This is a genomic window from Pantoea sp. Cy-640 (assembly GCF_011752635.1).
Classification (GTDB): Bacteria; Pseudomonadota; Gammaproteobacteria; order Enterobacterales; family Enterobacteriaceae; genus Pantoea; species Pantoea dispersa.
Map to the genome: position 1 here is coordinate 1 of NZ_VWXB01000030.1, position 316 is coordinate 316.

At 55.1% G+C, this 316-nt stretch carries 1 rRNA gene; it reads right to left on the minus strand.

The window, feature by feature from the left end:
• Nucleotides 1–221: 221 nt before the first annotated feature.
• Nucleotides 222–316 (minus strand): 23S ribosomal RNA (locus tag F3J36_RS24045); the annotation flags it as partial.

The window sequence follows — 316 nt, forward strand, 5'->3', positions numbered from 1 at the left end:
AAATTCTTTGTGCCCTGTCCCGCGTCTTTCGCACTGATGCCGCGTTGGCCGCGCTCGCAAAGTCAGTCACATACTCGTGTATGCTCCTTCCTTTCCTTCGCTTGCCGCCTCGCCTCAGCGCAAAATCCTCCGGACTCGCGTCCGCAGAACAAAGCTGATTCTTTATCCGTCACAAGCTGAAAATTCTCCGGTCTCTCGGACCAAAACGCCTCTGGCGTTGTAAGGTTAAGCCTCACGGGTCATTAGTACCGGTTAGCTCAACGCATCGCTGCGCTTACACACCCGGCCTATCAACGTCGTCGTCTTCAACGTCCCT